Source organism: Clostridium sp. YIM B02569 (assembly GCF_022320765.1).
Taxonomy (GTDB): domain Bacteria; phylum Bacillota; class Clostridia; order Clostridiales; family Clostridiaceae; genus Clostridium; species Clostridium beijerinckii.
Window position 1 is genome coordinate 61,415 of sequence record NZ_JAKJJX010000020.1, and the last position, 25,884, is coordinate 87,298.

Consider the following 25,884-nt stretch of genomic DNA (forward strand, 5'->3'; position numbering starts at 1 on the left):
GTAAGTATATGTCAGTTCTTGAGTTTTTTAGAGACGTATTGAAACAGCCGGCTTTATTAATGGGAATTATGTCATTCGTTGGACTTATTGCACTTAAGAAACCTGGTCATAAAATTATGACGGGAACTTTAAAACCTATACTTGGTTACTTGATGCTTGGCGCTGGAGCAGATTTTATTACCTCTAACCTAGATCCTCTTGGAAAAATGATACAAGAGGGATTTCATATAAATGGAGTTGTTCCAAATAATGAAGCTATTGTTTCTGTTGCACAAAAAGTATTAGGCGTAGAGACAATGACAATTTTAATTGTAGGACTTTTAATTAATTTATTGATAGCAAGATTTACAAAATTTAAATATGTCTTTTTAACAGGTCATCATAGTTTTTTCATGGCTTGCCTTTTATCAGCTGTTCTTGGGACAACAGGTATGAGCGGAACTGAATTAATATTATTCGGTGGATTCTTACTTGGAGCATGGAGTTCAATATCTCCTGCGATAGGACAAAGATTTACTAGAAAAGTAACTGATGGTGACGATATTGCACTAGGTCACTTTGGTAGTTTAGCGTACTATATTTCAGCATGGGTAGGATCTAAGGTAGGAAAACCTGAAGAAAGTACTGAAAAAATTGAAATACCAGAGAAATGGGGATTTTTAAGAGATACAACTATTTCTACTGCATTAACAATGATGATATTTTATTTAATTGCAGCAATAGCGGCAGGTCCAACTTTTGTAGCAACTATTTCAGATGGTACTTCACCTATATTATTTGCTCTTATGGCAGGATTAAAATTTGCAGTTGGAGTAACAATTGTTTACAGTGGTGTTAGAATGATTCTTGGTGATCTTATTCCAGCATTCCAAGGTATTGCAACTAGAATTATCCCTGATGCCGTACCAGCTGTTGACTGTGCAGTATTCTTTACTTATGCACCTACAGCTGTTGTTATAGGATTTGTATCTTCTTTCATTGGTGGTGTTATTGGCATGATTCTTTTAGGATTTGCAGGAGGAGTATTGATAATTCCAGGACTAGTACCTCACTTTTTCTGTGGAGCAACTGCTGGAATATTTGGTAATGCAACTGGTGGTCGTAAAGGTGCTATGGTAGGTTCATTTGTAAACGGGCTTTTGATTACTTTTGCACCAGCATTACTTTTACCTGTACTTGGTTCATTAGGATTCCAAAACACAACTTTTGGTGATTTTGATTTTGGAGTTTTAGGTATTATACTTGGTAAAGCATCAGAATTAATAGGTAAATTTGGTGTTATAGCTATTGTTGTTATATTACTAGTAGTTTTAATTGTTCCTAATTTCATAAAAACTAAATCAAAAGCAATTAATAATTTAGATTGATATTTCTAATAAATTAAAGGAATTTATCTTAATGACATAATATCCTTTCTCTTCAATATAAATAATATTAGTGGGTTGAAAGTAAATTAAGCTTTCAACTCATTTGCTTAAGTTAATGAATATTTAAGGTATTATCAAAGGAATAGCAAGTCGATGGTATATTTAGGGCAGTTATTTTCTTTCATAGTCATAAAAAAGTGAGTGATCTTATTAAAAGCAGGTGTATAATATGCTAAATAGCAGGTGTTCAGATATACTAAAACTCATAGCAAACAGCAGTGTACCTATAACTATAAAGGATATTGCTCTTAAGTTTAAAATAAGTTCTAGAAGTATAAGATATGATTTAGATAGAATAGATGAATATTTAAAAGAAATAAATTTAAAACCATTAGTTAGGAAACCTAATGAGGGAATATCAATAGATTTAAGGCAAGATGAGAATAAGAGACTTTTAAACTTAATGGAATCCATAAACAGCTATGATTATGTTATGTCTCAAAAGGAAAGAATAATTTATATAATCTATAAGTTATTAGAAAAAAATAGCTATCTAAAAATAAACAGCCTGGCTGAAAATATGTTCGTCAGCAGGGGAACTATTAATAATGACCTTAAAGAAGTAAGAAAATTACTTGAAGGTAATAATATAAAGCTTCAAAGTGAAAAATCCAAAGGAATAAAAGCTATTGGAGATGAGAAAGATCTTAGAAAAAAGTTGTTTCGAATCTTATGCTTGAAAATGTAGCTGACTCAGATTTGATTGGTGTTAATTTTAAAAAGTTATTTAAGGATATGGATATAGAATTTATTGGTAATGTAATAAAGACTGCAGAAGATCAATTGGAAAGTACATTATCTGATTATTCATTTAACAATTTATTAATTCATATTGCAATTGCCATAAAGAGGATTGAACTTGCTAAAGATATTGTGATGGATGATAATGAGCTTAAAAATTTAAGTAAAACTTGTGAATTTTCTATAGCTTCTGCAATGGCAAGAATGCTGGAGAATAGATATGATATAAAAATACCAAAAAGTGAAATTGGGTATATGACAATACATCTTCTTGGAAGTAACGTAATGTTAAAAGAAGAAAAAAATGATGATCTAGTATATATACAGCTTATTTCCGCTACATTGATAAGTGAAGTTGGAAAAAGGACAAAGTATAATTTTGAAGCGGATGAGCATCTTTTAGAAGGATTAATTCAGCATATAAGACCAATGATTTATAGATTAAAACATGGAGTCAGTATAAATAATCCTCTTCTTGATGAAATTATATATAAATATAAGGAAGTTTTTACTTTAGTAGAAGAAAGTCTGATATTTTTGGAAAAGGATTTAAATGCAGAAATAAGCAAAGAAGAAATTGGCTATATAACTTTGCACTTTATGGCATCTTTAGAGAGGATAAAGAATTTAAACAAGATAAAGCCTAGAGTTTTAGTGGTATGCGCTACTGGAGCTGGGACATCAAAATTTGTATCAATAAAGCTTAAATCCATATTTGACATAAACATAATAGATACAGTTTCAAGCCACGATATTGAAAAGATAGCAAAAAGAGAACCTATAGATTTAATTATAACAACAATCCCAATTAATATAATAGGTATAAGATGTATTTTAGTAAGTCCATTTTTGACAGAAAAAAATATCAGTGAGTTAAGCTTATTCTTTTCAAAATATTCACAAGCACTTGATGATATTGAAAATAAGAAAGAGTCTGAAAGTGAAGAAAGTTTTTCTGAATGTTTTAATGAAGATGATGAATATTATAATATGAATTTGGAATCAAAAAGAAGTGTCATAAAAAATATACTAAATATAGTTGATAAGAACTGCATAATAAATAACTACTCAAATTTAGAAAAAGAAATAGTGACATGCTTAAGTTCATACAAAGAAATAATTCAGCCTTCATTAAGTGAAATAATAAATGATAAATACATTAAACTAAATGAAGAAGCAGAAAACTGGAAAGATGCAATAGTAAAAGGTGGACAAATCCTTAAAAGAAACAGTTGCATAAATGACTCTTATATTGATGCTATGATAAATAATGTTGAAAAATTGGGCTCGTATATAGTTATTTTACCAGGAATAGCAATGCCTCATGCAAGGCCAGAAGATGGAGTATATAAAATTGGCTTTAGTATTATGACATTAAAATATCCAATTAAATTTGGAAACCTTGAAAATGATCCGGTAAAGGTAATAATAACTATGTCAGTAATAGATAATAAAAGTCACATGAAGGCTTTGAAGGAATTAATGAAAATAATAGAACAAGATGATTTTATAGATGAAATGAATAGAACTAATTCTGTGGAAGAAGTTTTGAGAATATTTAATTTATCTAGATAAAAAGATAAATGACGATGAGAAGTTCTATAATGATGACAAAAGCAAGTAAGCGTGATTCTTTAAAGCTCAACAGTATAATTGAATAAAACTATTTTTAATATGTAAGCATTGTACTAAAATAATATATTTAGTGCAGTGCTTTTCATTATTTGGGAACTACCTATTAAGGCAAAGCTTTCAGAAACTATAATAATAGCTTTATCTCGTAGTAAATTATAATTTAGTTAAGTTTGCTGCTGTTGTACTTTATTTGAAGTTATAACTTATATAATATGATTTTCAATTGTTTTGAAAAGAACCAATTGAATAAAGATGGAAAAAAGTATTCATATTCGTATTATATGGTATAATAACTACAATAAAAGCGTAACATTAATGATAGATGTTAAGGCTTAAACAAATTATATCTATACTGTTTACAATTTTAATACGCATGTTGGAATCAAGTTTCTACATTCCAGGCTTAAGTAAGCATTTAGTGCAGATTTATTATTTCAATATAGATAACCCAACTAAGACCTGAACTTATGCATATAACTCGCCGAAATGAATAATATACTTTTGTTCCAGTTTCTAGGTAATTCTGATGGGTGATTCTAAGAATATAAAGTTGCACCCAAAGTGCTAGCCTCAAAGAACAAGCTGTGAACTAGCACATTTGGAATAGTTCAAAGGAAACTCGACTCACTTCGTTCACTGAGTGATTTCAATTGACCAAATCATAGATTTGGAATTTCAATTAAGAATCATATCCATCAAAATTACCAATGAAACATTCCACAAAAGTATATTACCTATTTCTAGTTGGAAGATATTTCATAGCTTATGATTGTGTTATCTATAACATATAAAAAGTTTATGATTGAAATAATAAACTATAAAGGAATGAAATACTTCCAGTGTTTGTACACGCAGTGAACAGTAGATATAAAATTACGAATATAAACTAACTTTTATAGATGGAGGGAATAGTATGGAATTTAAAATTAATACAATTAAAGTTAATGAAGCTGACTTAGTTATGCTTCCTGTTTATCGTGAAAATAAAGATTTACAAGATGAAAAGCTTACAGTGATATATAAGCACTTTAAAGAAAGCAATAAATTTAAAGGTAATGCTGGGGAAATATGTGTGGCTACCACTGTAGTTGAAAGTGGAGTTCAAGACATAATATTTATTGGACTTGGAAGCAAGGATGAGTTGACAACAGAAATTATAAGAGGCTCTTTTGGAAAGGCAATAAAAAAGGCAATTGAATTAAAAGCTAAAAAAATAGCATTAAATATGATATCTAATGAGAAGTTATCAGTTGAAGATATTACGAAGTCTATGGTTGAAGGAATTGGTTTTGGAGAATATAGATTTGACAAATACAAGACTGAAGCTAATGAAAATTCGGAAATTGAAGTAAGTATCTGTACTGATGAAAATGGAAAGCCAAACTCAATAGATGAATATATAGATGAAGCTTTGATACTTGTTGAAACAACTAAATTTGCAAGGGATTTAGTTAATGAACCAGCTAATGTATTATATCCAGAAACTCTTGCAGAAAAGGTTATTGGTTCTGGAAACAAATATGGATTTGAAGTTGAAGTATTAGATGAAAAGAAAATTAATGAACTTGGAATGGAATCTTTCCTATCAGTGGCTAAAGGATCAGAACTTCCTCCTCGACTTATTGTAATGCGATATTTTGGAGATGAAAGCAAAAAGGACGAAATATTAGGTTTAGTTGGAAAGGGAGTCACTTATGATTCAGGTGGATATTCTATCAAGCCAACTAGCAGCATGGATTCAATGAAATCAGACATGGGTGGAGCTGCATCAGTTATTGGAGCAATAAGTGCTATTGCAAAGAAAAAGCTAAAGATAAATGTTGTAGGAGTAATTGCTGCATGTGAAAATTTAATATCTGGCAAAGCATATAAACCAGGAGATATAATTGGTTCTATGGCTGGTAAATATATTGAAGTTTTAAATACAGATGCAGAAGGAAGACTTACTCTTATAGATGCAGTACATTATATAATTGAAAAGGAAAAAGCTAATAAGGTTATAGATTTAGCTACATTAACAGGAGCTGCATTAGTTGCACTTGGAGTTACTACAACAGCTGTAGTATCTAATAACGATGAGTTTTATAAAGAGTTAGAAAGCGCATCACTTAAAGCTGATGAAAAAGTTTGGAGATTACCTAACTTTGATGATTATAAAAAACTTATTAAGTCCGATATAGCAGATTTAAAAAATACTGGAGGCAGGCATGCAGGAACTATTACTGCTGGATTATTTATAGGTGAATTTGTACAAAATAAGCCTTGGTTACATTTAGATATTGCAGGTACTGCATGGACTGAAAAGGAAAGTAGCTATTGTTCTAAAGGCGGTACAGGAGTTGGTGTAAGGACTCTTTACTATTTAGCAAAGAATAAGTGTTAAAATCAGTAAAAGCATTCTAATAGTTTATATTAAATTTCTTCGATAAAATAGAACTTATTAGCTTCTAAAAAGCTAGTAAGTTTTTTTATATTTATAGGGCAAACTAGAAATATGATTACATACCTAAAATACTAATTTATAAAAAAATGTTATTGTTGAGCAATTTTATCATGTATAATAGTAATAACATATAAGTTAAAATAGACCAGAGGAGGGGATATGAAGTGGATTTACTAATGACGATATTATTGTTGATGGGATGTTTATTAATTTCAAATATTATTAGTCACTATGTTCCATCTATACCTACAGCTTTGACACAAATTGTTTTTGGTGTAATTATTGCATTTGCATTTAAACACACTTCTTTTGAATTAGAAGAAGAATGGTTTTTTCTCTTATTCGTAGCACCGATTTTATATAATGATGGAAAATACTTTCCAAGAGAAGAGTTATGGAAAATGAGGCGTTCAATATTTGGAAATTCTTTAATATTAGTTTTATTAACAACTATAGGTGGAGGATATTTCATTCATTGGATGATACCAGGAATTCCTCTTGCAGCTGCCTTTGCATTAGCAGCTATTTTATCACCAACTGATCCAGTGGCTGTAAATGGTATAGCAAAGAGAATTCATATACCTGAAAAAGTGCTAAATCTTGTTAAAGGAGAATCTTTGATTAATGATGCATCAGGTATAGTAGCCTTTAATTATGCTATAGCTGCTGTAGTAACAGGCTATTTCTCATTAAAAGACGCAATTTTAAATTTTTCATATTTATTTTTAGCAGGGGCAGTCTTAGGGGTGATTTTTGCCTTGATCTTGACATTAATAAGATTTAATTTGCGTAAAGAGGGAATAAATGATGTTGTCTTTCACTCCCTTCTGCAGATATTAGCTCCATTTGTAATATTTATAATTACTGAGGAATTTTTACACGCATCAGGAGTAATTGCTGTGGTGGTTGCAGGTATTGTTCATTCACTTATCAGCAGAAGATTTGAAACTAGTATAGCGGAAGAGCAGGTACTTACAGAAAATATATGGTCCATTATTTTATTTGTATTAAATGGAATTGTATTCTTATTATTAGGATTAAATATTCCCTTATCAATGAGTGAAACAATAGCTGATCCCAATATAGGAAATTTAAAGGCTATTGGATATGTTATTGCAATTGGATTTGTTATTTTGGCAATTCGTTTTATTTGGTCTTATATTTCAGCTTTTTATGAATATCGCTTAAGCAAAAGTAAAAATATAGAAGTGCCTAATGTAAAAATAGCGCTATTAACTAGTTTAACAGGTGTTAGAGGTACGGTTACAATGGCTGGAGTTCTATCAATGCCTTTTTTCTTGGATAACGGAGATACATTTCCAGAACGCTCACTGATACTTTTTTTAACTGCTGGCGTAATATTATTCACATTAATATGCGCAACAATATTTCTACCGTTTTTATGTAAAGGTGAATTAGAAGAAGACAAACAGATTGGGGATAAAAACCTAATTGAAGCCAAAAATAAACTTTTACTTGCTGGTATTAAAGCTGTTGAGTCAGAAATAAATGATGAAAATGAATCAGTAGCTTATGAATTAATTCATGAATATAAACTTATATCTCAAAATCTTAGATTTGAGCAAACATCAAGCGCAGTCGAGAAAAATTTTAATCATCAAGAAATGGTTGAAATACAATTAATAGCATTAAAGGCAGAACGAAAATATATTAATGAATTAATGGGTAAAAGTGAGATTGATGAGCAAGTATTTAAAGCACTTGATAAATCTTTAGATTATAGAGAAGAAGTCTTTCTAGGAAATCCTAGTCAAGATACTATGTTTCTTGTAAGAAAATTAACGAGAGCAATGAAGATTCTTTACAAAAAGTTCAAAAAGAGGAAAGAAATCAAGCTAAATAATTTGAAATTAGTAAAAGATATTCAATTAAAATCCTTTCAAGCTGCAATTGAAGCCTTAGAGGAATATCTAAGAAGTCATGAAGGATCAAACGCTGCACAAGACGTAATTCTATATTATAGAACCATGATTAATAGATTTAAAGGAAACGTAGTTAAATATAATGAGGAAAGCATAAAACAAAAGGAAGAACTAAGAATTAAAGCCATGGATATAGAGCGTTCAGCAGTTCGTAATATGTATGAATCAGGAGAAATTACTAGAGAAGAATCAAATGAATTAAGAAGGTATATAAATTATATTGAAAGTGTGATTTTGTATAAGCATGCAGAATAATTCATATAGATAAAGCAGTTTTTTATGATATGCAATTGCATTCTCCGTTTTAATGTTAAAGAGAACAGTGAAACGGAGAATAGAGCAGTAGCTTGATTGGCTACTGCTTCATTATGCATTTGTGACAAGCGTTACTCCAATGTCAAAGGCTTTTTGACAATCAGCAGGAAATTGTTCAGCTTTATGTTTTGCTTTTTCTTTTTCAGAGAATTTAGAAGCCTCATATTTATCATAATCAGTGAATTGATAAGTATTATAACTATATAATGATTCTAGTGGATTTCCTGTAGTTCTTGCAATCATATTTTCACGTAAAGTAAAACTTTGCTTAACTCCAAATTGATCAATTTGTTCTTCTGTAGCATTCATAGTGTAAATAAATCCAACTGGTATTTTCTTAGGATAAACAGTTGGTATTTCATCGCTATATATGCTATTAGAAAATAAGAAACGCTCTAAAAGTGCGGTCATTCCAGCTGTAATATTCATGTAATAAATCGGAGAACCCAAAATAACTGCATCTGCTGTTTTTAATTTTTCAAGAATAGGGGTTAAATCATCTTTTAGTGCACATTTACCATGCTCAACATTTTTTCTTTTACATGCAAAACAGCTTATACACCCACTATATTTTAAATCATATAGGTTTATAAGTTCAGTTTCTGCACCCTTTGACGCTGCACCCTCAAGAGACTTATTTAACAATGTTGCTGTATTCCAGTTCTTACGTGGACTCCCGTTAATAGCGATAATTTTCATAAATGTTTTGCTCCTTTTCATTTAAAATAAAATTTATATTATGATATAATTATATTACTAAATCAAAAATATACTAGTACGCAACTTTTTTTGACTAGGTATATTTAATTTTACTAAGGAGATTATTTATTATGAACGATGAAAGAAAGGATAAGTCCATAAATACTCATCTACAATATTTACTTAAAGTAATTGGTGGTAAATGGAAATTGCCTATACTATGTATATTAACCAAAAAAGAAGTAGTACGTTTTAATGAATTAAAAAGAGAACTAAATGGAATTACTAATATGTCACTAAGTAACTGCTTGCAGGAATTAGAACAGTATAAAATAGTGAAACGTATACAATACCTGGAAATGCCTCCTCGTGTAGAATATTCATTAACGGAGAATAGTAAGAAATTGATTCCTTCATTAAAAGGTCTCAGTGATTGGGCAAAGGAGCAAATAGAAATTAATGATGAAGATTAAACGTTAAAATTAATATTGATGAAAGGCAACGAAGGAGCAAATTAAGCTATAAGAATACTTTTATAAAAATAGAATAATAGAGTAGCATAAAAGCTACTCTATTATTCTAAATAAAATGAAATTTTTACTATCATAAATTCAGTTTTAAGATTAATGGGTGTTTAATAAAAAAACTATAGAAATATACAATCTATGGTTTATTTAGAAATTTGTATTTCACTTCCTAGATTATATCTATCTATTTGTTCTATATTATCTCTGGAAATTATATCTAATGATTTATCTTTTTCTACATCATTAAACTCTACGATATATCCAAGAGCAACATTTGGATCTTTATAAAAACTCATATGTTTATCGCTATCATAATTAGAGTAATAAACTTGACCTTCTGTAAAATTATAATACATACTCATGCTACTTGCCATTAATAAACTTGCCTTTTCTGAACTTCCCTTACAATATACTTTTACAGTATTATCATTTCTTTCAATATTATATATTTCTCCTTTACTTCCATCAGAGAAATCGAAAGATTTTGAATAGGTTACATTATTAGTTGTTTCTTTATTTGTATCTTCTTTTTTACTACCATTTTCATATGTTTTTCTAAATTCGTCCCAAGTTATATTACAAGTTAAAGGTATTACACTTATATCTTTTTGATCTTTAAGAATATCATAGGTAGCCGACTTTGATTCATAAGTTCCTTTTGTTTCTTTATCATCTGAAGAACTTCCAGAAGCGCTTAACTTATACATTTTATCGCCAACCTTTAAGATCATTGAAGAATACATATACCTATCATCATGGTCTTTTCGAGGTTCGCTATAAGTAACTGTTGTTCCTAAAACATCAGACTCCAACTTATTTAAGATCCGATCAGATCCAGAGATTTTTGTTGATAAATCTTTTTCAATTATGTTCTTAAATGATTCCGAAAAATCTGCGTTTGCATCCATTCCTATGTTAACTTTATAATTAGGAAATACTACATCTAGCCTTAAATCACCACTTTCAGGAAATTCTTCATCGTCATTGTCTTGATCTATAGTAATTAATAGAGTTTTATCATCTATAAAATCAGTGGACATACCTTCTCCGCCTCGATGAGTTTCACCATAAAGTAATTGAAATATTGAATTATCATTGTATTTGGTTTTATCAAAAGGTTGTGTGCTTTCTACTTTAATTACTGCATTTAACTTATGCTTTGTTACCGTTGCCTTTTCTAATGTTACTTTTAATCCATTTTGAGTAACGCTCTTATTTATATCAACTGAATAATATTTATAAGTTGCAGCAGCTGAAGTTGTACTACTTGTGTAAGAAGAAATTGCTTGTACATTATCATCTGCTAAAGCTGGCATTTCTAATGCACCCATGGTTAACATAAATCCCATAATTCCAAGAACTGGTCCTAATAATTTACTAATTTTTTTGTTTGTCATTGATAATTTTCCCCCTAACTAAATACTTAATAAGTGAGAGTCCAAATTTTATATTTGGTTACTCGAACTTAGTTAAGTCGCGCAAGTGACCTAACTTCCTTTACTATATTTGGTTCTTTGAACTTAGCCAAGAACAGTATGGTATTAGCTTTATTTGTAGTTCTTTTGGTATATGAAACTTAGATAATAATATTTAAATTCGACTAAGTTTGTCTTTTTTATCATACAATTAATTATATCCCTATAATGGAAAACAATCAATTAATTTACATAATATTCATTTTACTATTATACAAAATCCATATATTCAACCATTAATTAAGAAATTGATTGGCATTTACACATATTTTATTTGTGATTGAGGGATTAAGTTAAATAATAGTAATATTTTTATATGATAAATCAAAGCGTTTAAAAGCAAGTCACAAATAAATATTTTTTTGAACAAACATTTTTTAAAATAAAACTTTTTTACAATTTAGAAAGGAAAAAGTTAAGAAGTTAGAAACAAAAAAAGTTAACAATGTAACAATTTTTATTAGATATAGGGTTAAGATGCATTAAAAGATTTTCTAAAAGACAATTATTATGAATTATGAAAATAGTAAAGATAGTTGAAAAATTATTTCTGCTAATTTGAATAATTTTCATGTAATATTGGTTACAATTTTACATTTTTTTTGAGATTTTAAAAACGTGAAATATAAAATATATATGAATTTATTGTAAATTATGAAATTAATTAGAATAAATATTCCGATAATAGAAACTTAGTGATATAATAGTTGGGTAAATTATGTAAAAAAGTGAATTGATATACATAAATTACTAAAGATTTCTTTTGAGGAGGCAATATACGTTGCAAGATATAGATGAACAAGAAGCTGATTATATTATAGAATCAAAAAAGAAGTGTAGAAAATTAGGATTAGATCCCAACAAACCTAGAGTGTCTCCTAATGCTATATCAGAATTCGAATTAGCTAAAAAGAAAGATATATATAAAGAAGTTTTAGATGTTGTTAAATTTTTTGGCAATAAAATGATTAAATCTTTAGAAGGTACTCCTATATTAGTTACTATTACTGATGAGAATGGGTATTTATTAGAAATTCTTGGGGACGAAGCTATAGGCGAAACAATGTTTGAATTTGGAGTTAAGCCAGGTATTCAATTTCGTGAGGAAGATATGGGAACAAATGTTGTTAGTTTGACTCTTAAACAAAATCATCCAATACAGATAATAGGAAAGGATCATTATCATAATTCTTTACAGAAGAGCGCATGTTATGGAGTACCATTTCACTATTCAGATGATGATAATTTGCTTGGAACTATATGTATAATGACTGCTGTTATACTCCATAATCCATTTTTCCTAATGACATTAACTACTGTAGTTGATGCCATAGAACGAGAGCTATTGCTTAGAAAACAAAATCGTAAGATTAATAAGCAAAAAGAACTATTATATGAATCCGAAAAAAAGCAAAGGGAGCTTTTAGAAAAAGACCTTGTGATGAAGGATGAATTTATAACCCTTATTACTCATGAATTCAAAACACCAATAAATGTAATTTATTCAGCTATTCAATTGATTGAACAGGTATATATTAATCAGATTCCTCAATCAGTCAAAAACTTAATAGGAAGCATAAAGCGAAATGCTTTCAGGCAGTTGAGGCTTGTAAATAACTTGTTAGATATTACCAAGTTAAAAGCAGATCAATTTAAATTAAACCAAAAGAACATAGATATTGTATTTATAACACAATTGATTGCAGAATCTATAAAAATATATGCAGATCAAAAAAAGATTATGTTTGGATTTAAAACTAATACATATAGCATAAATACTTCAATAGATGATGAAAAATATGAACGCATAATTTTGAATCTTTTATCAAATGCTATAAAATTCACACCAGAAGGTGGAAATATAACAGTTGAAATTACAGAAAATATGAAGAATAAAACAGTGTCAATTGCTGTGATTGATACTGGGGTAGGGATTCCAGAAGATAAGCGTGAAGTGATTTTTGAACGATTTGGACAAGTTGATAATAATCTTTCAAGACAGGCAGAAGGTAGTGGGATTGGTTTAGCATTAGTAAAGATGCTGGTAGAAATATTAGAAGGAAGCATTGAGGTAGAAAGTGAATTAGGAATTGGCAGTAAATTCACAATAACCCTACCTATTAAAGAAGTTACATTTGAGGAGAAAAATAGAGCATTTATATCTTCAGATAATGGATTAGTAAATGCCATTAATGTTGAATTTTCTGATATTTATTTTTAAAGGGATATTTATAAAAGTAATATATGAAAAAATTTTATAAACTAAGCTATTTAAGTAGTGAGTTATGTATTTAATGTATCTATATAGATTGTGATAGGTATCCAGAAGGGAATGACAGAGTTATTATGGACTATAAGAAGTTATTTACACCATTTAAAATTGGAAGCATGGAGGTTAAAAATAGAATAGTTTTTTCGCCTATAGGAATTAATGCATCCAATAGTGATGGTACTATTTCAAATGATGAAATTGATTATTATGAAGAACGTGCAAGAGGCGGAGCTGGACTTATAATTATGGGCGCTCAGTTTATCTCACATGATATAGCACAAGGTCCTCTTTCAGGTATATTAGAGCATACGTATGTAATACCAAAACTTACTACTCTTTGTGAAACTGTGCAAAGATACGGGGCAAGAATAGCTGCCCAATTATGTTGTGGTACAGGACGTGATGCACTTCCAAACGAATATGGAGAGCCACCGATGTCAGCATCACCTATACCAGCAGCATATAATAGAAAAGTTAATTGTAGGCCTATGAGTCATTACGATATAAAAAAAATTATTAAAAAATTTGCATGTTCTGCCAAAAATGTCAAAAATGCAGGTTTCGATGCTATTGAGATTCATGGACATGCTGGAGATTTAATAGATCAATTTATGTCTCCAATATGGAACAAACGTGAAGATGAGTATGGTGGAACATATGAAAAACGCGCTCGCTTTCCTATGGAGATTGTTAGTTCAATAAGAAATGCGGTTGGACCAGATATGCCAATATTATTTCGTATATCACTTGATCATCGCTTTGAAGGTGGGCGTACTATAGAGGACAGCATGCATCTTATTAAACTACTAGAAGAGGCAGGAGTTGATGCAATAGATATAGATGCAGGGTCGTCTGAAGCAATTGAATATGTTTTTCCACCTTCATATTTAGGAGATGCATGTATGGAATATTTATGTGAGCCTACACGCAAAGCTGTTAATCTTCCAATACTTAATTCGGGAAATCATACGCCTGAAACAGCAGTTAGGTTAATAGAATCTGGAAATGCTGATTTTATCATGTTTGGACGTCCTATAATAGCAGATCCAGAAATGCCAAATAAGCTTATGTGTGGTAATCGTGAAGATATAAGACCATGCATTCGCTGCAATGAGGGATGTATAGGACGTATTGCAGGTAGATTTACTAAGTTAAGCTGTTCTGTAAATCCGCAAGCTTGTAATGAAAATCGTTTTAAAATTAAGCATACTAAAATCCCACAAAATGTCGTAGTTATAGGAGCGGGACCAGCAGGGTTAGAGGCAGCACGTGTTGCTGCAATTGAGGGACATAAGGTTACTCTCTTTGAAAAAGAAAAAGTAATTGGGGGACAGATTGCAGCAGTTTCAATACCTGCTTTTAAGAGTCAGTTGCGCAGATTAATAGATTGGTATGATGTTCAGCTTAAAAAATTGAATGTTAAAATTCAGCTGGACACAGAAGTTTCAGCTACTGATGATATATTGGCAAAGTGCGATAAAATCGTTGTAGGAACGGGAGCAGTCCCAGCTAATCCTCAAATTACTGGCAGCGACGGTTCAAATGTTATTAATTTATTTGAAACACATAAAAATAAAGAATTATTAAAAGGTGAAAATATTGTTATATGTGGGGGCGGCTTATCAGGCTGTGATAGTGCTTTGGAACTCGCTACTGAAGATGGTAAGAAAGTTACGATTATTGAAATAACAGATGCAGTTGCAAATGATGCTTTGTTTGTTAATGCAGCATCATTAATACCTATGCTTTATAAGGCTGGAGTGAAAATTTATACAAATAGTAAAGTTACATCAATTGATAGTAACGGCGTTTATATAGAAACACATGATGGATCATCTAAATTTATAAAAGTTGATAGTGTGATTAACGCTTTGGGCATGGTAGTGAACAATAAACTGGCAGAGGAAATAAAAGCAAAATATTATACAAAAACTAGGGTTATAGGCGATTGTGAAAAAGTTGGGAACGTTGGTACAGCTGTGCGTATGGGATTTTATGCAGCAATTAGTTTGGAATAAGGTAAAACTTGATTCAGGAAGCATATAAGTGTTAGTGTAGCTGGGCATCGGATAAGATGATTAATATTCTAAAATTACTTTTTAGAATATTAATATTAATTATAAAAGGAGAGATACATATGAGAAACATAGCATCTATTTTAGTATCCAATTTTAGAAAATGGGGGATTAATAATGTTTTTGGAGTACCAGGAAGACCTCTTGCTTCTTTGATTATGGAATTGGATAGACAAGATATTAATTTTATTTTAAGTAAACATGAAAGTGGCGCTGGTTACGCAGCAGCAGGTTACTCGTTAATTAACAAGAAATTGGGGGTTGCTCTTGTAACTTCTGGTCCAGGTGGTACAAATGCTCTAACTGCTGCAGGACAGGCTAAAGCTTACCATGTACCAGTACTATTTATTACTGGGCAGCAATCTATGCATAATGTTGGAAAAGCTATAGGACAAGATTCAACAATTTTTGGTACAGATTTAGTTAGGATGTTTGAATCAGTTACTAAATTTAGTGCTAGAGTCGAAAGAGCTGATCAGTTTCAAATATTATTAAAACATGCATTAGAAAAAGCTTATTCAGGTGCCAAAGGGCCAGTTCATTTATCAATACCTCTTGACATACTTGATGAAGAAATAGATGAATTTGAACTTGATTTACCTAACAATATGGATAAACTAATATCCTCGAGATTAGATGAATTTGTTAGTAAACTAAATAATGCTAGAAAACCTGTTATATTGGCAGGCAAAGGAGTACATTCAAGTCTAGCTTACGAAGAAGTTAAAAACATAGCTGAAATTTGGGACATACCAGTTATGACGACTCCAGGAGGAAAAGGAACATTTTCTGAGAACCATCCTTTATCACTTGGCGCATTAGGCTTAGGCGGTACAGATAAATCAAGTGAATATATTAAGAATGATACAGACTTAATGATAGTCATAGGAAGTAAACTATCCGATATGTCTTTAGTAGGAATATCACCAGACAATTATCCTAAAGAAGTAGTTCATTTAGATTATGATAATACATTCATAGAAAAAGCATTACCAGTTAAAACTCTACCTATTATTGGCGATATCAAAGCTAATCTACATCTAGTATTAGATAAAGCTAAAGATAAGAGAAGGAAAGAATATACTTTATTAGAAGAGATTTATGAATTTAAAAATAATATTAAAGAAAACAATAAGTATCTTTCATCTGCTCATGCTATGGAAATAATAAGAAAAGTATTACCAGATGATGCTGTCGTTTTTGGCGATGATGGTAGTCATTCTTTTTATGCAATAAGATATTTTAATATCAGAAAACCAGGTACATTCTTTTTTGATGACGTATTTGGAGCTATGGGACATGCCATAGGTTACTCAATTGGAGCACAACTAGCAAACTATAATTCTAGAATTGTTTGCATAACTGGTGATGGATGTACTTTTATGCAGGGAGCTGAAATTTCAACAGCAGCAAATTATAATATTCCAGTTACCTTTATAGTAATAAATAATGGAAGGTTAGATATGCCAGAAAAAGCTATGATAAAGTTTTTTGGAAAGACAGTAGGGACCAATTATAATGTACCATTAGATGGTAAAAAATTTGGTGAATCACTTGGTGTAAAATCATATAGATGCTGCAATGAACTTGAATTAAAAGAAGCATTAGAAATTTCAAATTTACATAAGGAAGCAATTCTAATAGAAGTTATGGTTGATCCAAATGAAATACCACCAACTATGAAAAGGGGATAGTAAAATGAATAAAGATTATGAAAACGGAATTAATATGTTAAAACAAATGACAGATGAAAATGGTGAACAGATGATAAATTCTGTAGGAGAGATATTTCCAGACTTTTTGGATAAAATGATTTCTTTTGGATTTGGTCAAATATATGCAAGACCAAATTTGGATTTAAAAACAAGAGAAATTGTAACAATAACTGCCCTTATAACACAAGGCGCATTTGAACAATTAGATTTCCATATAAAAGGTGCTCTTAAAGCTGGATTAAAACAAGAAGAAATCTTAGAAATTATTTTGCAATGTGCAGCATATGTAGGATTCCCTAAAGCTTGTAGCGCATTAGGAATTGCAGGAAAAATTTTCGCTGGAAAGCTCTAAATTGAGGATTGCATTCCATAACTTCATGTTTCTACTTTTAGTGTGACAAGTACTAAATGAAATAAGCTCTAGCAGAAAATTTACTCGCGTTTGTTCGCTGATTAAGTCATTATCACACAATCAAAAGTTAGGTTTCTATACTTGGGAGATTTTAAATACAACATATTTTTGCGTACTTCTAAGCCATTAATATAAGTACCAAGTTAAACAAGTGCTTACTAATAAATTTAAGTGGTCAAATTTCAAATGATTATTTCTTGAAATTAAAAATGCATATGATATCTGATTAGGATACACAAAAAGTGTAATAGAAAATTAGTTGAGCTGAGGCTTTCTCGTATTTAGAAAGTCTCAGCTTTATTTATTTTATATAAGTTTTTAGGTTTAAGTTACTTTTATTTGACAAAAAATAGAAAAAATAAAGATATTTCTAAAGATAGAATATAATTTATTGCGTAATAAGTTATAAATAAATGTAAAGTTGAAGGATTTTGGTATTTGATGTAGAAATTATAGTAATATAAAAGAATATTTAAAAATGGGGTTGAGTTTTTATGGAAATGAAATATTTATTTGAGACTATAATCAAAAATATCAAGCAGTCTTTACTAATTACCGATTCTAATGGAAAATTAGAATTCTTTAATGCTTCAACAGAGAAAATGTGGAATTATTCTGAGGAAGAGCTTAAAAATATGAATATTAATGATTTATTTTATTTTGAAAGTAGTTATGCAGAGGATAATAAGATACTTCAAATAAGCGATCTATTTCTATTTGAAAATTGGAATGGTGAAATTTATGCTAAAAATAAAGAAAGTTCTGTATTTTGTCTAAAGGTATCTATATGCCAAATTTTTGAGGAAAATTCAAATGTTAAGAAATATCTTATTATTTCTGAAAATATTGAAGAAAAGGTAAACCTCCTAAGTCAATTGAAACTTAAAGATGAAGAATTGCAAAGGAGTATTAAAAATTTAGAAAATGCTCAATTTATGATGATTGAAGAAGATAAATTGGCAAACTTAGGTCATCTATCTGCTGGAATAGCTCATGAAATTAATAATCCTTTAGGCTTTATCATAAGTAATTTTGGAACTTTAAAAAAGTATGTTGAAAAGCTTAATGAGATAATATTGCTATATAAAAGTTTACTGGCTAATTCAGAAGAAGGAATGTGCTTGGTTAAAGATGAAGTGGCAAATGTTGAGAGTTTAGAAAGAAAATATAATTTAGATTTTATAATGGATGACATTGATGAATTATTAAAGGATACTGAAGGTGGAATTGAAAGAGTTCAAAAGATAATAGCCGCAATGAGAAATTTTGCTCATTCATCTGTAGAAAAGAATTTTGAACAATATGATTTAAACTATGGAATAACAAATACTCTGGTTATAGCTAAAAATGAAATTAAATATAACTCTAATATTGAAATTGAACTAGATGAAATACCACAAGTGGAAGCAATCCCTAGTGAAATAAACCAAGTTATATTAAATCTTATTATTAATTCTTCTCACGCTATAAAGGAAAAACAAGAGAAGGCGGATCTAGACTACTTTGGATTATTAAAAATTCATACTTTTAGTGATGATTTATTTGTAAGTTGTGTTATAGAAGATAATGGTACAGGTATACCTAAGGAAAATTTAGATAAAATATTTGAACCATTTTTTACAACAAAACCTATAGGTAAAGGTACTGGCCTAGGATTAAGTATTGCCTATGATATTATAAAAAATACTCATAAGGGAGATTTGATTGTTGACAGTGTTTTAGGAGAAGGTACAAAGATTACTATAAAACTTCCTATTAGACATGAAGAACAGGGAGAGGTGACCCAAAATGAGTAAGTCTATTTTATTTGTAGATGATGAAAAAGCTATTTTGAATTCAATAAGAAGAGAATTTTTTGATAGTCCTTATGATGTATATATTGCAAATGGTGGAAGAGAAGCTTTAGATATTCTTGAAAAAAACCATATTGATCTAATAGTAAGTGATATGAGAATGCCTGAAATGGATGGGTATGAACTATTAAAAAGAGTTAAATTATTATATCCAGAGGTAACAAGATTAATATTAAGCGGTTTTACAGATGAAAAGACTGTTTTTAAATCTATCTATAATAATTTGGCAAAGCTATTTATAACTAAGCCTTGGAAAAAGGATGATTTTAGAAGGGCTATTGATGAGGTTTTTAAAACTGAGGAATTATTACATAATAATATATCCTTAAACCATATAAAAGAAATGGGCAAGCTTCCGACAATTCCGTCTGTACTACAAGAAATAAGCGATGTTGTTGAACATGATGATCACAATATAGATAGGATAGTAAGATTAATTGAGGCAGATATAACTTTAAGTTCTGAAGTCCTAAGAATTATAAATTCAGCTTTTTATGGGATAAAGACAGCTTCAATAAAGACAGCAGTATTAAGCCTTGGACTGGTAAATTTAAAGGCAATTATGGCAACTGCAGAAGTTTTTAAATCAGGAAATGATTTTTATAATAAAAATGAAATATGGGAGCATTCAAACTTAACTAATAAGATATTAATAGAACTATATAACAAAGCTTTAGGTAAAAAGATCCCTGATTATTACGGTACGGCAGGTCTTCTTCATGATATAGGAAAAGTAGCTTTCTTTAAGATATATGATAAGGAATATGATGATATTTATAAATTAGCAGCTGATAAATCCTTAGGTGAGATAAGTACTTTAGAGAAAGAAAAATTCAAAATAGATCATGAAGAATTAGGCGGATATCTACTACAATGGTGGGATATACCGTATGCAATAGTCGAAAGTGCGTTATATCACCACAATCCTATGTTAAGCAGCGATGCAAATAGAGAGCTCGTATCAATGATTTACATTGCAGATTATTATTCTTGGCATATAATAAATCCAAATTATAAACCAAAGCTTAGCCTAGGGGTTTTGGAAAACTACGGAATATCTGAAGAAAGATGTGAACAGATAGTAAAAAACTTAGTGGAAAGGAAGAATTAGCATGGATAGATTTAATGTACTTTTTGTAGATGATGAAACTAATATATTAAATTCAATAAATAGAATAACTATTCAAGAAGATTTTAAGTCGCTTTTTGCAGGTAGTGGAGAAAAAGCATTAGAACAGTTTCAAGAAAATGAGATTGCTGTAATAGTTACAGATATGAGAATGCCTAAAATGAATGGCTTAGAACTTTTAGAGAAAGTTAAAGAAATATCTCCTAACACAGTTAGAATGGTACTTTCAGGATATGCTCAAATATCACAAGTAATAGCTACAGTGAATAAAGTAGGCGTTTTTAAATATATTACAAAGCCATGGAATAATGAAGAGGAATTTCTTCCGGCTATTCGTGAAGCCTTAAAATATTATAACTTAGTAAAAGAAAATGAGATATTTAAAGTTCAAATAGAAGAAAAGAATAAGTTATATAAGAAGATCCTTGATAGCAACAATAATTTAGTGAAAAATAGTCAAAAAGATATTAATTATATTAAAGTGGTTTCGAAAATAATATTTGATTTGAAAAATAGTATGTATGATGGTTCAAATAATGAATGTTCTACACAAAAACACATTAGTGAATTAATAGATAAAGTATATTTTCAATATTTAGAGACTGTTCCAAGCATTTCTGAAAATTTTAATTTAACTTCACTACAGCCTAGATTTGATGAGTTAAAAAGCAGGAAATTACCTATAATTTATGATAATAATAATACAGCTCAAATTAATTATTTAGGCAACAAGCGAGTGTTTGAGTTAATATTTAATAATGTTTTAGAGATTATTACCTGGGATTCAAAAGAAGAAGAATTATTATTAAATTTCATGCATAACACAACTTTAAATATTAATTTCTTCATTAGAAACAAAAATAATTTTATAAAAACTACTAGTAAGCCAGAAGCTAAGCTTATTTTAAATTTCCTAGATGGCTTAAGCAAAATATTTGGAGGCAAGATTACTATAGTTCCTGACAAGTTCTTAATAAACATCAATACAGGTCTAAAAATTGCAGATTAGGGGTTGGGAATTATGAATATTTTAATTGTTGATGATACAAAGTTTAACATAATGACGGCAAGAGAGGTAATTAAAATCAGTGAAATTAAATGCGATATTATAACAGCAGCATCAGGAGAAGAAGCTATTGAAATTGTAAATACTCAGAATATAGATATAATACTATTAGACATAGTTATGCCAAAGTTATCTGGAATAGAAACCTTAGAGATTATAAGAAGAAATAATAAGAATGTGATTATTTTGATGTTTACATCGCTAACAGATAAAAAATACTTGGAAAAGAGTTTTGAATTTGGAGCTAATGACTACATTAATAAGCCAATTGAGCCTATAGAATTCACATCAAGATTAAAATCAGCAATAAAGATGAGGGAATATCAAAATGCTTTGATGGAATCCTATAATAATTTGAAAAATACTAATGCTCAACTTAAGGAGTCAAATGCAAAGCTTAAAACAACACAAATTGAATTGGTAAATAAAGAAAAACTATCTACTATAGGAAGGTTTTCAGCAGGAATTGCTCATGAAATCAATACACCTTTAGGATATGTTACTTCAAATATATATACAATTCAAAGTTATGCTAAAACTCTAAAAGAATATTTAGATAAATATTTAACTTTTATTAAGGAAAATGAAGAATATTTTTCTGATAAAAAAGAACTTGAAGAGCTATTAGGTTCTAGAGGCAAATTAGAATTTATCCTATCAGACTTTGAACCAGTTATAACGGAGACAAATGAAGGTCTTGAAAAAATAAGCAGCATAATTAAAAATATCATTAGATTTTCTAATGAAGATGCTTACGATAATTTTGAAATGAATAAGTTCAGTGAATTAATAGAAGAATCTATGAAAATTTTGAAGATGGAACTTAAAGAATACAAACTTGATGATTTATTTGACTTAGAGCTAAGCTTAATTGATGATGATTATATTAAGTGTAATAGATTCCAAATTGAACAAGTTATCTTTAATATTATAAAAAATTCAATTTATTACATTGGCATCAAAGATAAAAAAGGTAGCATAAAAATCAAGACTTATAGGGAAGCAGAATATTTTTGTTTAGAAATAAGAGATGATGGTACTGGCATTGAAGAAGAAAATATAAATAAAATATTTGATCCTTTCTTCACGACAAAAGAACCTGGCGAAGGAACTGGTTTAGGTTTGAGCATTTGTTATGATATTGTTGTAGTTAAACATAAGGGACATTTGCTAGCACAAAGTGTATATGGAGAAGGTGCAGCCATTATCATGAAATTGCCACTTTAATGGAGAAAATTATAGTGCCGTGAAGACTAAGTATTTCCCATACTTTTAAAGGTTATACGCTCAAGAAATAACCAGTCCGCAGAATTTACTCAAATATAAATTAATAAAGAAAAAACAAAAGACATTTGTCTAATGACAAATGTCTTTACTATTGACACAACAAAATAAAAACGATACAATAAGTTAGATATCGCTTTTTAATAATATTGTTTATATATCTCTAATTATATTATACACTTTCGGAAAAGCAATGTCAATAGAGTTCGGAATTAGTTCTGTAAAATTATTTTATCATAAGGAGCGAAGTATTATGAAAAATAACGACTTTGAATGGAAACTTGAACGTGAATGGCTGCAGGAGGTACTTAAAGAAGCTCAAAAACAACTTGATGAAAAACGTAACTTTAGAGAAAAGTTTAAAAGTGATGCAATCGAAGTACAAAGGGAGTTATGGGAGAATGTAGGATCAGTTTCTGTAAATAATGGATTAGAACAGATCGTAGACTTTATGCAGTCTATTAATACCATGAAAATACAGAAGAGAACTCATGAATTTACAAGAAAGCTTGAGCAAAAATACGAAAGAGTACTTTTATCTCCATATTTTGCAAGAATGGATTTTATTGAAAAAGGTGAGGAAAGGGCTGAAAAGTGTTATATAGGGATATCTAATCTTATTAATGATAACTTTGATTTTCTAATATATGACTGGAGAGCGCCAATTTCAAGCATGTTTTATGATTATGAAATTGGACAAGCAGAGTTTAAATGTCCTGAGGGTATAGTAGAGGGTGAACTTACACTTAAAAGACAGTATAAAATTAATAATGGTGAAATTGAATATATGTTTGACAGTAATCTTAAGATAGATGATGAAGTATTACAGGATATCTTGAGTAAAAGTACCGACACCAAGATGAAGGGCATTGTAACAACTATACAAAGAGAGCAGAATAAAGTAATTCGTAATGAAGAATATAGAAATCTTATTGTTCAAGGGCCTGCTGGTAGCGGTAAGACTTCTGTCGCTCTTCATAGAATTGCTTATCTTTTATATAAGCATAGGGATAAAATAACTCCTAAAAATATAGTGATATTTTCGCCAAATGATATTTTTAATGAGTATATTTCTGATGTATTACCTGAACTCGGAGAAGATAATATGTGTCAGACTACATTTAAAGAATATATGCACAAAGCTTTAGGTGGAGGACTTAACAAAGAAAACTATAGCGAAATGATGGAATATATTTTAGCATCAAAGAAGGAATCCGACTATCAAATAAGAATCAATAATATTAAGTTTAAATCTTCAATGGGGTACATAGATATATTAAAGAGTTATGTAACCTTTATGGAAAAGGAAGATACAAACTTTAAGAATATTAAATTTAGAGGCGATTTAATAATTTCATCTCAGGACTTAGATGAGTTATTTTTCAAAGATTATATAAATCTTCCACGAAAAAGAAGACTTCAAAAGATAAGAGAGCGGATTTTATTTCTTTTAAAGCCTTATGAAGAACAGCGTATAGAAGAAGTTGCTGGTGAACTTAAAGATTCAGATTCTTATTTAGATAAAGCTGAAATTATAGAACATAGTACAGCTATGGTAAAGAATGAACTGAAAGAGATTTATCATGAAATAAATAGAATGACAAAATTTGATTTAATGGGTATTTATAAAAAGTTATTTGAGAATCTTGAGTTTTTCTTGAAAGATTCAAATATTGAATTCAACGAGAAGAAAATTAGTGAAATAAGAAGATATACATTAGAAAAAATAAAAGTCCACAGGCTTAATTATGAGGATCAGATAGCCCTTCTGTATCTAAAAGGTGCTATGGGAGATCTTCCTAAAACCTCAGAAATCAAATACGTTATTATTGACGAGGCCCAGGACTATTCACCACTTCAATATGAAATATTTTATCAGCTTTTTAACCATGCAAACATGACTATACTTGGGGATTTGAATCAATCAATAAACCCATTTATGAATGTAGGAGACTATAAGAATATATCTCATATATTTGCTGAAGATAATACCTGCATAATAAATTTAACAAAAAGTTACAGATCAACAATGGAAATTACTAAATTTTCAAGAAGGCTCCTTGATAAGGGGCTTGAGGCTCAATGCGTGGAAAGAAGTGGAGAAGAACCTTTGCTTCTTGGCTTTTCAAATGAAAAAGCTATAAAAGAAAGACTTCTTGAAGATATAAAAATATATAATGAGAAAAATTATAAATCCATTGGAATCATAACAAAAACTGCCAAGGAAGCAAATGAGGTATATAATTTCTTAAAAGATAAGACTAATGTTAGGTCAATAATAAAGGATGACGATGAGTATGTGAGTGGCATACTGGTAATACCTGCTTATCTTGCTAAAGGATTAGAATTTGATGTGGTGATTATATATAATGCAGGAGATGAAAATTATAGTTGTGAAGAGGAAAGACTTTTACTTTATACTGCTTGCACTAGAGCACTTCATGTTTTGCGCGTATACTACTCAGGAAATATAACACCATTACTTAAGTAAGATTATTATTGAGTGCTTAACAATTTTTTTAGGAGAGGTTTAATAAAAGGAAATAGAAGACTATGACTCAAATTATATTATAGGGTTCCATATTGATAACAATACATATCCACTGTTTTAATTTCCTGAATAATGGCAATGTTGGAAGTCCATAAGTTTGAATATCATTGTGGAACCCTATAAAATTAGTATGAAGTCCAGATAAATTAAAAAAATAAGAATGACATCTCATATTGAAAGTTAAAATGGTGATATTATAAAAAATTAACTACTGGTTAATTTTTATGAATAAAAGATGAAAAGTCTTCAATTGCTCAAATTATGTAGCTTTGATATCATTTAATTATAAAGTTCCGCGTGAGAATCAAATTTATGTGGATAC

The 25,884-nt window shown here is 29.6% G+C and carries 17 protein-coding genes; 15 read left to right on the forward strand and 2 right to left on the reverse strand.

Going from position 1 to position 25,884, the window contains the following annotated elements:
• Positions 1-8: 8 nt before the first annotated feature.
• From L3B96_RS17890 to L3B96_RS17910, 5 genes are all read left to right on the forward strand, one after another.
• Positions 9-1,367, forward strand: a complete 1,359-nt coding sequence (locus L3B96_RS17890; protein WP_077856803.1) for a PTS ascorbate transporter subunit IIC — start codon at positions 9-11, stop codon at positions 1,365-1,367.
• Positions 1,368-1,596: 229 nt separating this feature from the next.
• Positions 1,597-2,115 carry an HTH domain-containing protein gene (locus L3B96_RS17895; RefSeq protein WP_238948223.1) on the forward strand — a complete coding sequence of 173 codons (519 nt, stop codon included), beginning with the start codon at positions 1,597-1,599 and terminating at the stop codon, positions 2,113-2,115.
• A complete protein-coding gene (locus L3B96_RS17900) occupies positions 2,100-3,743 on the forward strand; it encodes a PRD domain-containing protein (RefSeq protein ID WP_238948224.1) in 1,644 nt (547 codons plus the stop codon). The genes L3B96_RS17895 and L3B96_RS17900 overlap by 16 nt, the downstream gene beginning before the upstream one ends.
• Positions 3,744-4,716: 973 nt before the next feature.
• Entirely contained in the window at positions 4,717-6,186 is a 1,470-nt protein-coding gene (locus L3B96_RS17905; protein WP_238948225.1) for a leucyl aminopeptidase, read from the forward strand.
• A 224-nt stretch (positions 6,187-6,410) separates the two neighbouring features.
• On the forward strand, positions 6,411-8,444 hold the full coding sequence (locus L3B96_RS17910; RefSeq protein ID WP_238948226.1) for a Na+/H+ antiporter: 2,034 nt from the start codon (positions 6,411-6,413) through the stop codon (positions 8,442-8,444).
• A gap of 111 nt (positions 8,445-8,555) precedes the next feature.
• Here L3B96_RS17910 and L3B96_RS17915 read toward each other — a convergent pair whose 3' ends face one another.
• Positions 8,556-9,203, reverse strand: coding sequence for a flavodoxin family protein (locus L3B96_RS17915; protein WP_238948227.1), 648 nt, complete (start codon positions 9,201-9,203; stop codon positions 8,556-8,558).
• 131 nt (positions 9,204-9,334) lie between these two features.
• On the opposite strand from L3B96_RS17915, the gene L3B96_RS17920 reads away from it, so the two are divergent.
• Positions 9,335-9,676: a helix-turn-helix domain-containing protein gene (locus L3B96_RS17920; protein ID WP_238948228.1), complete on the forward strand. Its 342-nt coding sequence runs from the start codon at positions 9,335-9,337 to the stop codon at positions 9,674-9,676.
• Between the two features lie 197 nt (positions 9,677-9,873).
• On the opposite strand, the gene L3B96_RS17925 is transcribed toward L3B96_RS17920, so the two are convergent.
• Complete coding sequence (locus tag L3B96_RS17925) at positions 9,874-11,127, reverse strand: DUF4179 domain-containing protein (protein WP_238948229.1); 1,254 nt, start codon at positions 11,125-11,127, stop codon at positions 9,874-9,876.
• 859 nt (positions 11,128-11,986) lie between these two features.
• On the opposite strand from L3B96_RS17925, the gene L3B96_RS17930 reads away from it, so the two are divergent.
• The 9 genes from L3B96_RS17930 to helD all read left to right on the forward strand — a co-directional run bounded on the left by L3B96_RS17930 (position 11,987) and on the right by helD (position 25,502).
• Positions 11,987-13,426 (forward strand): ATP-binding protein, encoded by a 1,440-nt coding sequence (locus L3B96_RS17930; protein ID WP_238948230.1) that lies wholly within the window; start codon positions 11,987-11,989, stop codon positions 13,424-13,426.
• 125 nt (positions 13,427-13,551) lie between these two features.
• Positions 13,552-15,495 (forward strand): NAD(P)/FAD-dependent oxidoreductase, encoded by a 1,944-nt coding sequence (locus L3B96_RS17935; protein WP_238948231.1) that lies wholly within the window; start codon positions 13,552-13,554, stop codon positions 15,493-15,495.
• 119 nt (positions 15,496-15,614) lie between these two features.
• Positions 15,615-17,246: a thiamine pyrophosphate-binding protein gene (locus tag L3B96_RS17940; protein ID WP_012058936.1), complete on the forward strand. Its 1,632-nt coding sequence runs from the start codon at positions 15,615-15,617 to the stop codon at positions 17,244-17,246.
• 4 nt (positions 17,247-17,250) lie between these two features.
• Entirely contained in the window at positions 17,251-17,619 is a 369-nt protein-coding gene (locus L3B96_RS17945) for a carboxymuconolactone decarboxylase family protein (RefSeq protein WP_012058935.1), read from the forward strand.
• 554 nt (positions 17,620-18,173) lie between these two features.
• Positions 18,174-19,475, forward strand: a complete 1,302-nt coding sequence (locus L3B96_RS17950; RefSeq protein ID WP_238948232.1) for an ATP-binding protein — start codon at positions 18,174-18,176, stop codon at positions 19,473-19,475.
• Complete coding sequence (locus tag L3B96_RS17955; protein ID WP_012058933.1) at positions 19,468-20,643, forward strand: HDOD domain-containing protein; 1,176 nt, start codon at positions 19,468-19,470, stop codon at positions 20,641-20,643. Before L3B96_RS17950 ends, L3B96_RS17955 begins: the two co-directional genes overlap by 8 nt.
• A gap of 1 nt (position 20,644) precedes the next feature.
• Positions 20,645-21,670, forward strand: a complete 1,026-nt coding sequence (locus L3B96_RS17960) for a response regulator (protein ID WP_238948233.1) — start codon at positions 20,645-20,647, stop codon at positions 21,668-21,670.
• Between the two features lie 12 nt (positions 21,671-21,682).
• Positions 21,683-22,954, forward strand: coding sequence for a response regulator (locus tag L3B96_RS17965; protein ID WP_238948234.1), 1,272 nt, complete (start codon positions 21,683-21,685; stop codon positions 22,952-22,954).
• Positions 22,955-23,264: 310 nt separating this feature from the next.
• On the forward strand, positions 23,265-25,502 hold the full coding sequence (gene helD, locus L3B96_RS17970; RefSeq protein ID WP_238948235.1) for an RNA polymerase recycling motor HelD: 2,238 nt from the start codon (positions 23,265-23,267) through the stop codon (positions 25,500-25,502).
• Positions 25,503-25,884: the final 382 nt, after the last annotated feature.

What these genes read in the sequence shown, in the direction of transcription:
- L3B96_RS17920 (WP_238948228.1), top strand. Translation starts at nt 9,335, where the DNA reads ATGAACGATGAAAGAAAGGATAAGTCCATAAATACTCATCTACAATAT.
- helD (WP_238948235.1), top strand. Translation starts at nt 23,265, where the DNA reads ATGAAAAATAACGACTTTGAATGGAAACTTGAACGTGAATGGCTGCAG.
- L3B96_RS17895 (WP_238948223.1), top strand. Translation starts at nt 1,597, where the DNA reads ATGCTAAATAGCAGGTGTTCAGATATACTAAAACTCATAGCAAACAGC.
- L3B96_RS17955 (WP_012058933.1), top strand. Translation starts at nt 19,468, where the DNA reads ATGAGTAAGTCTATTTTATTTGTAGATGATGAAAAAGCTATTTTGAAT.
- L3B96_RS17960 (WP_238948233.1), top strand. Translation starts at nt 20,645, where the DNA reads ATGGATAGATTTAATGTACTTTTTGTAGATGATGAAACTAATATATTA.
- L3B96_RS17915 (WP_238948227.1), bottom strand. Translation starts at nt 9,203, where the DNA reads ATGAAAATTATCGCTATTAACGGGAGTCCACGTAAGAACTGGAATACA.
- L3B96_RS17940 (WP_012058936.1), top strand. Translation starts at nt 15,615, where the DNA reads ATGAGAAACATAGCATCTATTTTAGTATCCAATTTTAGAAAATGGGGG.
- L3B96_RS17925 (WP_238948229.1), bottom strand. Translation starts at nt 11,127, where the DNA reads ATGACAAACAAAAAAATTAGTAAATTATTAGGACCAGTTCTTGGAATT.
- L3B96_RS17900 (WP_238948224.1), top strand. Translation starts at nt 2,100, where the DNA reads ATGCTTGAAAATGTAGCTGACTCAGATTTGATTGGTGTTAATTTTAAA.
- L3B96_RS17965 (WP_238948234.1), top strand. Translation starts at nt 21,683, where the DNA reads ATGAATATTTTAATTGTTGATGATACAAAGTTTAACATAATGACGGCA.
- L3B96_RS17890 (WP_077856803.1), top strand. Translation starts at nt 9, where the DNA reads ATGTCAGTTCTTGAGTTTTTTAGAGACGTATTGAAACAGCCGGCTTTA.
- L3B96_RS17905 (WP_238948225.1), top strand. Translation starts at nt 4,717, where the DNA reads ATGGAATTTAAAATTAATACAATTAAAGTTAATGAAGCTGACTTAGTT.
- L3B96_RS17945 (WP_012058935.1), top strand. Translation starts at nt 17,251, where the DNA reads ATGAATAAAGATTATGAAAACGGAATTAATATGTTAAAACAAATGACA.
- L3B96_RS17935 (WP_238948231.1), top strand. Translation starts at nt 13,552, where the DNA reads ATGGACTATAAGAAGTTATTTACACCATTTAAAATTGGAAGCATGGAG.
- L3B96_RS17950 (WP_238948232.1), top strand. Translation starts at nt 18,174, where the DNA reads ATGGAAATGAAATATTTATTTGAGACTATAATCAAAAATATCAAGCAG.